This window comes from Devosia insulae DS-56 (assembly GCF_000970465.2).
Classification (GTDB): Bacteria; Pseudomonadota; Alphaproteobacteria; order Rhizobiales; family Devosiaceae; genus Devosia_A; species Devosia_A insulae.
Genome location: NZ_LAJE02000207.1, coordinates 1 through 10,669 on the forward strand (window position 1 = coordinate 1; position 10,669 = coordinate 10,669).

The 10,669-nt window shown below is 64.5% G+C and carries 11 protein-coding genes; 10 read left to right on the plus strand and 1 reads right to left on the minus strand.

Annotated features, from left to right (window positions below):
• Positions 1–806: LacI family DNA-binding transcriptional regulator (locus VW23_RS14955; protein WP_084646167.1), on the minus strand; the 806-nt coding region annotated here is incomplete at its 3' end.
• A gap of 477 nt (positions 807–1,283) precedes the next feature.
• On the opposite strand from VW23_RS14955, the gene VW23_RS14960 reads away from it, so the two are divergent.
• The 10 genes from VW23_RS14960 to VW23_RS15005 all read left to right on the plus strand — a co-directional run bounded on the left by VW23_RS14960 (position 1,284) and on the right by VW23_RS15005 (position 10,511).
• Positions 1,284–2,552 carry an ABC transporter substrate-binding protein gene (locus VW23_RS14960; RefSeq protein ID WP_084646165.1) on the plus strand — a complete coding sequence of 423 codons (1,269 nt, stop codon included), beginning with the start codon at positions 1,284–1,286 and terminating at the stop codon, positions 2,550–2,552.
• 170 nt (positions 2,553–2,722) lie between these two features.
• Positions 2,723–3,616: a carbohydrate ABC transporter permease gene (locus VW23_RS14965; protein ID WP_425285212.1), complete on the plus strand. Its 894-nt coding sequence runs from the start codon at positions 2,723–2,725 to the stop codon at positions 3,614–3,616.
• The gene (locus tag VW23_RS14970) at positions 3,616–4,455 is read left to right on the plus strand and encodes a carbohydrate ABC transporter permease (protein WP_055880992.1); all 840 of its coding nucleotides are present in this window, start codon (positions 3,616–3,618) and stop codon (positions 4,453–4,455) included. The genes VW23_RS14965 and VW23_RS14970 overlap by 1 nt, the downstream gene beginning before the upstream one ends.
• 4 nt (positions 4,456–4,459) lie before the next feature.
• Positions 4,460–5,470 carry an ABC transporter ATP-binding protein gene (locus VW23_RS14975; RefSeq protein WP_069910356.1) on the plus strand — a complete coding sequence of 337 codons (1,011 nt, stop codon included), beginning with the start codon at positions 4,460–4,462 and terminating at the stop codon, positions 5,468–5,470.
• A gap of 185 nt (positions 5,471–5,655) precedes the next feature.
• Positions 5,656–6,426 (plus strand): ThuA domain-containing protein, encoded by a 771-nt coding sequence (locus tag VW23_RS14980; protein ID WP_069910357.1) that lies wholly within the window; start codon positions 5,656–5,658, stop codon positions 6,424–6,426.
• A 74-nt stretch (positions 6,427–6,500) separates the two neighbouring features.
• Positions 6,501–7,547 carry a Gfo/Idh/MocA family protein gene (locus tag VW23_RS14985; protein ID WP_069910358.1) on the plus strand — a complete coding sequence of 349 codons (1,047 nt, stop codon included), beginning with the start codon at positions 6,501–6,503 and terminating at the stop codon, positions 7,545–7,547.
• 51 nt (positions 7,548–7,598) lie between these two features.
• Positions 7,599–8,645, plus strand: coding sequence for a Gfo/Idh/MocA family protein (locus tag VW23_RS14990; protein ID WP_069910359.1), 1,047 nt, complete (start codon positions 7,599–7,601; stop codon positions 8,643–8,645).
• Between the two features lie 104 nt (positions 8,646–8,749).
• Positions 8,750–9,676 carry a phosphotransferase family protein gene (locus VW23_RS14995; protein WP_069910360.1) on the plus strand — a complete coding sequence of 309 codons (927 nt, stop codon included), beginning with the start codon at positions 8,750–8,752 and terminating at the stop codon, positions 9,674–9,676.
• A gap of 63 nt (positions 9,677–9,739) precedes the next feature.
• Positions 9,740–9,991, plus strand: a complete 252-nt coding sequence (locus VW23_RS15000) for a GlsB/YeaQ/YmgE family stress response membrane protein (RefSeq protein WP_069910361.1) — start codon at positions 9,740–9,742, stop codon at positions 9,989–9,991.
• A gap of 4 nt (positions 9,992–9,995) precedes the next feature.
• Positions 9,996–10,511, plus strand: coding sequence for a GNAT family N-acetyltransferase (locus VW23_RS15005; protein ID WP_069910362.1), 516 nt, complete (start codon positions 9,996–9,998; stop codon positions 10,509–10,511).
• The last annotated feature ends 158 nt before the right edge of the window (positions 10,512–10,669 follow it).

The window sequence follows — 10,669 nt, forward strand, 5'->3', positions numbered from 1 at the left end:
TCCTTGCCCAGCTCCAGTCCGGCCAGCCGGATGGCGCGGAAGCCGCCGAGCGCCGCCATCATCTCGCCGGCGAGGCAGGCGGTGGGGCGGGGGCGGCGTTCGAGGAAGGCCTGCGCCAGGCGGAAGCCGTTTTCGTCGGTGAAGCGGCCGCCGCCGATCAGCTGCGGATCGGGGGTGATGCCGCGCGCCTCGAGGGCGCTGCGGAAACCGCGGAGGCGGTGGATGGCAAAGGTCTGGTCTTCCGGGCCGTTGATCATGGCGATGGGCGTATGGCCGAGGTCGAGCAGGTGGCTGGTGGGGCGGCGGAAGGCGCCTTCGTTGTCGATATCGAGCCAGGCATGCGGGATTTTGACGTTGTCGGCGCGCCCGTGCAGCAGGAACGGCATGCCGAGTTCGGTGAGCGCCGCGATGCGCTCGTCGTTCGGCGTCGGGGCCGAAAGCACCAGCGCGTCGACGCGCTTGCTGGCGACGAGACGGCGGAACACCGGCACTTCGTCGTCGGCGTCGATCGGCGTCACCACGATGTCGATATCGTGCTGCGCCATGCGTTCGCTGATGCCGGAGAGAAACTCCGAGGTGTGCGGGCCGAAATGCTGCGAGCGCTGCAGCGGCAGGGTGACGCCGATGGCGCCGGAGCGGCCGGTGGCGAGGCGGCGGGCGCTCACATTGGCCCGATAGCCGAGCCGGCGCGCCGCCTCGCTGACACGCTGGCGGGTCGCCTCGTTGACCTCCGGAAAGCCGTTCAAGGCACGGCTGACCGTCGTCTGCGACAGCCCCAGCTCCGCGGCCAAGTCTTTGAGTTTCATCACCAAATTCGTCTGCGCCCGTCAATGGCGCGCGGTGGTCTTCCACTCGCGAACCAAGCCCCGAAACGGAGCCTACAGCCGGACGCCCTCCTCACCAAGTGCCGCATTCAAAGCGATTTGGAAAGCAAACGCAAGGGGTACGCAAGCGGCGGCGCAGCACTAACATTTCTGATGTTCGTACCTCAGGTCGAAAGCGGGTGGTTTCTGGGCGTTAACACGTCATGCTTCATAAGATGTTGATATTACACGATGATCCGGCGCGCCAATTGTGGCGTTAAGGAATGGGCGGCGAATCCGACTTGACAGCATTTCATGGCTCTGGCTACTTTCGATCCAAAGCGCTTTGGAAGACTTTTGCGGGGCGGAGGCCCTGATCCTGGCGTTTTGGTGGGAGGAACTGACTGCCGATCTGCGCCGCGAGGCGTCGATCGCGTTTGGCTGCCTCCCGGTCATGTCTGTCCTTTGGGAGGAAGAATAATGAGAATGAAGTCCCTGATCGCCGCCCTGCTCGCCAGCGCCACGCTCGGCGCCATGGCCGCGCAGGCCGCCGATCTCTCGATCGTGTCGGGCGACACCGGCAACGGTCTCGAGTTCCTGCGCTCGCAGCTCGATCGCTTCGAGGCCGAGACCGGCAACAAGGTGACCGTGGTCCCGATGCCGTCCTCGACCACCGACCAGTTCGGCCAGTACAAGCTGTGGCTCGCTGCCGGCAACTCCGACATCGACGTCTACCAGACCGACGTGATCTGGGCGCCGCAGCTGGCGGACCAGTTCCTCGACCTGACCGATGCGGCCAAGGACGTGGCGGCGAACCACTTCCCCTCGATCATCGAGTCGCAGACGGTGAACGGCAAGCTCGTCGCGCTGCCGGCCTTCACCGACGCTCCGGCGCTCTACTACCGCAAGGACCTGCTCGAAAAGTACGGCAAGACGCCGCCCAAGACCTGGGCCGAACTGACCGCTACGGCGCAGGAAATCCAGGACAAGGAGCGCGCTGCCGGCAACCCCGACATGCAGGGCTTCGTGTTCCAGGGCAACGCCTATGAAGGCCTGACCTGTAATGCGCTCGAGTGGGTGATGTCGAACGGCGGCGGCCAGATCGTCGAGCCCGATGGCACCATCTCGATCAACAACGAGAAGGCCGCCGCGGCCATCGACATGGTCAAGGGCTGGGTCGGCACGATCTCGCCGGCGGGCGTCCTCGCCTACCAGGAAGAAGAAAGCCGCGGCGTGTGGCAGCTCGGCAATGCCGTGTTCATGCGCAACTGGCCGTATGCCTACCAGCTCGGCAATGGCGACGACTCCGCCGTGAAGGGCAAGTTCGACGTGGTGCCGCTGCCGATGGGCGACGGCGAGGGTGCTCGTTCGGCTGCTACCCTGGGTGGCTGGAACGTTGCCGTGTCGAAGTACTCCAAGGCCCCGGACGAGGCGATCAAGCTCGCCCTGTTCCTGTCGTCGACCGAAGTGCAGAAGGAACGCGCTATCAAGCAGTCCAACCTGCCGACGATCGTTTCGCTCTATGACGACGCCGATGTCGCGGCTGCCCAGCCGATCATCCCGAACTGGAAGGAAGTGTTCCAGAACGCCGTGCCGCGTCCTTCGGCTCCGACCAAGGTGAAGTACAACGAGGTGTCCTCGCTGTTCTGGTCGGCCGTGCACGACACGCTGTCGGGCAACGGTACCGGCGCCGAGAACCTCGAGCTGCTCGAAGCCAAGCTGACCGAGCTCAAGGGCGACGCCTGGTAAGCTTCAGCTGACGTTCGGCGCGGGCGACCCCTGGGGTTGTCCGCGCCGCCTAGTTCTCTTCTGCAGCAGGGGAAGCGCGCCAGATGACTGTTGAAGCCACGGCAGGGCAAGCCGTCCGAACCCAGCCCAAGATCGAGTCCGAACTGCTGAAATCGCGCGTCGGCGCGGCGATGTGGTTCCTGCTCCCGATGCTTGCGGCACTCGCCGTGGTGGCCGGGTGGCCGCTGCTTCGAACGATCTACTTCTCCTTGACCAATGCCTCGCTGACCAACCTTTATGAGGCCGATTTCGTCGGCTTCAAGAACTACCTGAACTGGACCACGCTGAAGAGCGGCCGCACCGTATTCTCGGGGCTGCTGGTCGATCCGGCCTGGTGGAACGCGGTGGGCAATACGCTGCGCTTCGCCGTCATTTCGGTGACGCTCGAGACCGTGCTCGGCATGGTCGTGGCGCTGGTGCTCAACGCCGAATTCAAGGGCCGCGGCATTGTCCGCGCCGCCATCCTGATCCCGTGGGCCATCCCGACGATCGTTTCGGCCAAGATGTGGTCGTGGATGCTGAACGACCAGTTCGGCATCATCAACGACCTGTTCATGAAGCTGGGGCTGATCAGCCACAAGACCGCCTGGACCGCCAGCGCCGACACGGCGATGACCGCAGTGCTGATCGTCGATATCTGGAAAACCACACCGTTCATGGCGCTGCTGATCCTCGCCGGCCTGCAGATGATCCCCAAGGACATCTACGAGGCCGCCGAGATCGATGGCGTGCATCCGGTCAAGGTGTTCTTCAAGGTGACGCTGCCGCTGGTACGGCCGGCGCTGATGGTGGCGGTGATCTTCCGCCTGCTCGATGCGATGCGCATCTTCGACCTGATCTATGTGCTGACGCCCAACAGTGCGGCGACCAAGACCATGTCGGTGATCTCACGGGAGAACCTCTTCGACTTCGACAAGTTCGCCTACGGCTCGGCGCAATCGACCTTCCTGTTCCTGATGATCGCCGTGATGACGGGGCTCTATATCTGGCTGGGCAAGGTCCGGTTCGACGGGGGAGACCGCTGATGACCCTGGACCTCTGGCACATCACCAAGCGGGTGGCGTTCTACGCGCTGGTGATCTTCATCGTCGTGGTGTCGATCTTCCCGTTCTATTACGCGATCCTCACCAGCTTCAAATCGGGCACCGACCTGTTCCGGGTCACCTACTGGCCGACCTCGTTCTCGCTCGACAACTACATGTCGGTGCTGACCACCGGCAGCTTCCCGCGCAACCTGCTCAACTCGGTGTTCGTCGCCGCGGTGACGGTGCTGGCGGCCTTGTTCCTCGCCATCACCGCGTCCTTCGCCTTGAGCCGCGTGCGGTTCCGGGGCAGGGGGCTGTTGCTGATGACCATCCTCGCGGTCTCGATGTTCCCGCAGATCGCGGTGCTCGCCGGCCTGTTCGAGGTGATCCGGTTCCTCGGCATCTACAACACGCCGTGGGCGCTGATCTTTTCCTACACCATCTTCACGCTGCCGTTCACCGTGTGGGTGCTGACCACCTTCATGCGCGACCTGCCGATCGAGATCGAAGAGGCGGCCATTGTCGACGGGGCGACCCCGTGGATCATCATCTGGCGCGTCTTCCTGCCACTGCTCTGGCCGGCGTTGGTGACGACGGGGCTATTGGCCTTCATCGCGGCCTGGAACGAGTTCCTGTTCGCCTTGACCTTCACCTCGTCGAACGCGACCCGCACCGTACCGGTGGCCATCGCGCTGCTGTCGGGCGGCAGCCAGTACGAAATCCCGTGGGGCAACATCATGGCGGCATCGGTGATCGTCACCGTCCCGCTGGTCGTCCTCGTCCTCATCTTCCAGCGCAAGATCATTTCCGGCCTGACCGCCGGCGGCGTAAAGGGCTAATTCCATGGCGCATATCGAACTCAAGAACATCAAGAAGTCCTTTGGCCTCGTCGATGTGATCAAGGGCGTCGATCTCGAGATCTTCTCGGGCGAGTTCATGGTCTTCGTCGGACCGTCCGGCTGCGGCAAGTCCACGCTGCTGCGCCTGATGGCCGGCCTCGAGGACATCACCTCGGGCGAGATGACCTTTGACGGCACGCTGGTCAACGCACTGGCGCCGTCGAAGCGCGGCATCGCCATGGTGTTCCAGTCCTACGCGCTCTACCCGCATATGACGGTGTACGAGAACATGGCGTTCGGCCTGGAACTGGCCAAGTCGAGCAAGGAAACGATCAAGGAGCGGGTGGAGAAGGCGGCCGAGCTCTTACAGATCACCCCATACCTGAGCCGCCTGCCCAAGCAGCTGTCGGGCGGGCAGCGCCAGCGCGTCGCCATCGGCCGTGCCATCGTGCGCGACCCGAAAGTGTTCCTGTTCGACGAGCCGCTTTCCAACCTCGACGCGGCTTTGCGCGTCGCCACCCGGCTGGAAATCGCGAAGCTCCATCATGCGATGAACAGCGCGACCATGGTCTACGTGACGCACGACCAGGTGGAAGCGATGACGCTGGCCGACCGCATCTGCGTGCTGCGTGATGGCCTCGTGGAGCAGGTGGGGACGCCGCTCGAACTCTACGAGAACCCGCAGTCGCTGTTCGTCGCCGGCTTTATCGGCTCGCCCAAGATGAACTTCCTCAATGGCGAGATTGCTTCGAAGTTCGGCGCCAACACCATTGGCGTGCGCTCCGAGCATATCGAGATCGCCGATCGCGACGGCGCCTGGAAGGGCAAGGTCGTGCACTCCGAGAGCCTTGGCTCGGACAGCTATGTCTATGTCGATATCGGCGCCGGCGGCGATCCGATCATCGTGCGGCAGGAAGGCACCCATATGCACCAGCCGGATGCCGACATCTCGATCGCGCCGATCCCGGGCAAGGTCTACCGTTTCGACAAGGCCGGAAAGCCGGTCAAGAACTGACAAAATTATCGCAGGCGCAGGCATTTTCGCTTCGCCTCGTTCGATTTTCGCCGCACTTGCTTGCCAATTGCAGGGCCGCAATGCAGTGAATCCCGCCGACGATCAAACCGCTTTGAGAGCCAGTTTGGATGCCTTGGGCCGGAGCCATCATCCGGCCCTTTCCACGATTACCAAGGAGACCCGCCATGCCGATCCGCGTCACCGTCTGGGGTGAGAATGTCCACGAGCAGAAGAATAAGGCCGTGGCCGAGAACTACCCCAAGGGTATGCACGGCCAGATCGCCGCGCTGATCGGCGAGGACAAGAACCTCGTCCCGACCACCGTGACCCTGCAGGATGCCGAGCATGGCATGACGGTCGAAAAGCTCGCCAACACCGACGTCCTCGTCTGGTGGGGCCATGCCGCGCATGGCGAAGTGAAGGACGAGATCGTCGAGCGCGTGGTGCAGCGCGTCTGGGAAGGCATGGGGCTGATCGTGCTCCACTCCGGCCACCACTCGAAGGTGTTCAAGCGCCTGATGGGCACGCCGGCGAACCTGCACTGGCGCGAAGCCGGTGAGCGTGAGCGCATCTGGGTGGTAAACCCGGGTCACCCGATCGCGAGGGGACTCGGCCCCTATTTCGAGCTCGAGAACGAAGAGATGTATGGCGAGCCCTTCTCGGTGCCGGAGCCCTTGGAGACGATATTCGTCTCGTGGTTCCAGGGCGGCGAAGTGTTCCGCTCGGGCCTTACCTATCGTCGCGGCGCCGGCAACATCTTCTACTTCCGGCCGGGCCACGAGACCTACCCGACCTATCACGACGCCAATGTCGGCAAGGTGCTGCGCAACGCAGTGAACTGGGCCTACAACCCGGACAATCACGCGCACCTGCTCAAAGCGCCGAACACGCCGGTGGATAAGGCGATCGAACACATCGTCGAGCGCGGCGCCAAGCTGACGCATCACCCCAAGTGACGCTACGGTGATCTGAAGCAGGGCCGCCTCCGGGCGGCCCTGATCCCGTCTCGACCTCCAACCCCGACAGAGCGATGCGCCTTCTTATTCTCGGTACCGGCCGGATGGCCAACAGCCACGCCAAAGCCTTCCAGACCATCGAAGGCGTCCAGATGGTCGGCGCCGTCGACACCATCCCGGAGAACCTCGCGACGTTCTGCGACACCTACGGCATCGCCAACCGGTTTTCTTCGCTCGACGATGCGCTGGCCTGGGGCGATTTCGACGCGGTCGACAACATCACCCCGGATTCGATCCACCACCCGACAACGCTGAAAGTGCTGGCCGCCGGCAAGCATGTGTTCTGCGAGAAACCGCTGGCGCCGAACTATGGGCTGGCGATGGAAATGGTCGAGGCGGCGGAAAAGTCCGGCCTGATCAACATGGTCAACCTCACCTATCGCAATGTCGCGGAGCTGCACAAAGCGCGCGAGATCATCGCTTCGGGCATGATCGGCGAGGTGAAGCATATCGAGGCGAGCTACCTGCAGCACTGGCTGGCTTTGCGGGATTTCAACGATGCGGCCAACCTCGCCGGCACCTGGCTGTGGCGGTTGTCGAAGGGCCACGGCTCGAACGGCACGGTCGGCGATATCGGCATCCACATTCTCGATTTCACCACCTTCGCCATCGGCCAGCCGATCGTCGCGATGAACAGCCGGCTGCAGACCTTCCAGAAGGTGCCGGGCGACCGGATCGGCGACTATGTGCTCGATGCCAATGACAGCTTCATCATCTCGGCCGAGTTCGCCAATGGCGCCATCGGCACCATCCACTCGTCGCGCTGGGCCTCGGGCCACTCGAACGACCAGCGGCTGCGCGTCTATGGCAACAAGGGCGGGCTGGAGCTGAGCCACGGCCACTGGGGCTCGCTGCTGCGCGTCTGCGCCGGCGAAGACGTCGCCACTTCGACCTGGCGCGAGGTGAAAGCCGAGCCGGTGAAGACCAATTACCAGCGCTTCGTCGAAGCGGTGCAGACCGGCGTCCAGGCCGACCCGGATTTCCGCCACGCCGCCGAGCTGCAGAAGATTCTCGATCTGGCGCTCGTCGCCGACCTCGACCGGAAAGAATATCGGGTTTGACCCGACCGTAACGCATACGGGCGAAACCGTCCCATCTCGAAGGAATACATTATGCGCATGCTCATCCTCGGCACCGGCGGCATGGCCGCCCAGCACGCCAAGCACTTTGCCGCCATCGAGGGGGTGACCCTGGTCGGCGGCGTCGATGTCGATCCGAACCGGCTCGAAAAGTTCAACACCACCCACAACATCCCGAATGGCTTTGCCTCGCTCGATGCGGCGATCGCCTGGGGCGAGTTCGACGCGGTGGCCAATGTCACCCCGGATTCGATCCACCACGCCACCTCGATCGCGGCGTTGAAGGCCGGCAAGCACGTGTTCTGCGAAAAGCCGCTGGCGACCGACGCCACCAAGGCGTTCGAAATGGTCGACGTGGCGGAGAAATCCGGGCTGATCAACATGGTCAACCTGACCTACCGGAACGTGGCGCAGCTGCAGAAGGCCCGCGAGATCGTGCTCTCGGGCGCCATCGGCGCGGTCAAGCATGTCGAATCGAGCTACCTGCAGAGCTGGCTGGTTTCGAAGGCCTGGGGCGACTGGCGCACCGAAAGCCAGTGGCTGTGGCGGCTGTCGCGGAAGCACGGCAGCAACGGCGTGCTCGGCGATATCGGCGTCCACATCCTCGATTTCGCCTCGTACGGCTCGGGCCTCGAGATCGAGCACGTGTTCGCGCGGCTCAAAACCTTCGACAAGGCCGAGGGCAACAAGATCGGCGAGTACGAACTCGACGCCAATGACAGCTTCACCATGGCGGTGGATTTCGACAATGGCGCGCTGGGCGTGATCCATGCCAGCCGCTGGGCCACCGGCCACATGAACGAGCTGCGCCTGCGCGTCTATGGCGAAAAGGGCGGCGTCGAAGTGCAGCACCGCCACGATGGCTCGCGCCTGCGCGTCTGCCTCGGCGACAATGTCGAGAGCGGCACCTGGGAAGAAATGGAGGTGCCGCCGGTGCCGACCAACTACCAGCGCTTCGCCGAGGCGGTGAAGACCGGCAAGATGCAGGAGCCGAGCTTCCGCCACGCCGCCGAACTGCAGAAGGTGCTGGATCTTGCGACGGTGTCGGAGCAGCAGCGCAAGGAACTGCCGACGCACTGATCGACGCCTGCAGATTGTATCGGGAGCTGCGCCGCGGGGCGTGGCTCCCTTTGCTTTTGTGGGGCGGCGTGTAACGTCAGGCGGCTAATCGCGGGGGAGAGAGCGTGGCGCTGCCGGACTTTCCTGTCGTTTCGGACGAGATGCTGCACGCCATTGCGGCGCAGCATGGCATTGCCGCGGGCTCGGTGGCGCCGATGGCGCAGGTCGGAATTTTCAACGCCATCTATGCGCTGGGCGACCGGCATGTGCTGCGCGTGCCGCGCCAGCATCAGCGGTTCGAAGGCACGGCGCTGAACGAGGCGGTAGCGGTGCCATTGGCGCGGGCGGCCGGCGTGCGGACGCCGGCGCTGCTGGTGTCCGACGCGACGCGGAGCATCCTGCCGGTGGCCTACGGCATTTATGAACGGGTGGAGGGCCGGGTGCTGGAGCGCGCCGTGTCCGACCCGGCGCTGGTTACTGCCACCTGGCGCGAGCTCGGGCGTGATCTGGCGCGCCTTCATGCCGCGGTGACGCGGTCGGCAGCGACGGAGTTGCTCAGCTGGGACGACAAGACCGACCCACGGCCGCTGCCCGCCGAGATTGCCCGGGTCGGTTATTTCGGCGCGGCGGAGGCCGAGTGGCTGACGCGCTGGCTCGACCGACTGGCGCCCTATGCGGAGGCGCCGGGCGAGGCGCGGTTCCTGCACGGGGACAGCCAGGCGAGCAACCTGATTGTCGGGGCCCACAGCCTCGACTATGTGGCGGTGCTCGATTGGGGCGGCTGCGAATGGGGCGACGTGTCGCGCGATTTCGCCGGTGTGCCGTTGCGGGCTGTGCCGGCAATGCTCGAGGGCTATGGGGAGAGTGGGCGGATCGACGACGGGTTGCGGCCGCGGATCGTGTGGCGGCACCTGCAGATTGCGCTGCACCAACTGCGGGGCAAACCGGTGCCCGACTATTCCTGGGGCGAGCGGCCGATCGGCATGCTGCTGGAGGTGCTGCGGTTCTTCGGCGAGCAGCGCGACGAGGCCTGGCGGGCGTGGGGGCCGTAGGGCCGCCCATTGCAACCCAACCGCCTCGGGTCCATTTATGTTCGCGAGGAATCGGAGGGGCTTATGGGCATCTTGGGCGCCATTATCATCGGGTTCATTACGGGGGTCATCGCCAAGCTGATCACCCCTGGTGATCCCAAGCCGCGCGGCTTCATCCTGACCACGGTGCTAGGCATTGTCGGTGCGCTGCTGGCGACCTGGCTGGGGCAGGCGATCGGCTGGTACCAGTCTGGCGAGCCGGCCGGGTTTTTCGGCGCCATTGTCGGTTCGATTATCGTGCTGCTGATCTGGCGGCAACTGGCCCAGCCGCGCTGACGCCATGGACATTCCAACCATCGAAACCGAGCGGCTGATCCTTCGCGCCTATACGCCCCAGGATTTCGACGCTTTCTCCGCCATGTGGGCCGACCCCGACGTGGTGCATTTCATCGGCGGCCGAGTGTTCTCGCGCGAGCAGAGCTGGCAGCGTTTCCTGACCCGGGCAGGGGGCTGGCAGCACCTGGGCTTCGGGTTCTTCGCGACGTTCGAGAAGGAATCCGGGCAACTGGTCGGAGAAGCCGGCTTTCACGAAGCGCGCCGCATCATCGAGCCGCCGCTCGAGGGGACGCTCGAAGCCGGCTGGGCGCTGATGCCCTCGGCGCAGGGCTGGGGCTATGCCACCGAGGCGATGCAGGCGGCGATCGGCTGGGCCGAAACGAGCTTCCCGGGTCGTCGCATGACCTGCCTGATCAATGTCGACAACCTCGCCTCTATGCGCGTCGCCGGGCGGCTGGGCTTCAAGGAGTTCGCGCGCACGATTTATGGCGACGACAAGGTGGTGCTGTTCCAACGCTGAGCACTTTGGTGCAGTCGGCGTCCCTCTCCCGCTTGCGGGGTCACGGATGAGCGCCATGGGCGCTCACCGTTGGGGGACCACGCGAAAGGTGGTGGGGGGAGCCCCACGCGCTGAGCGTTGGTGCCCCACGCACGGACAGTGGGCGGATGGGGTAGGGC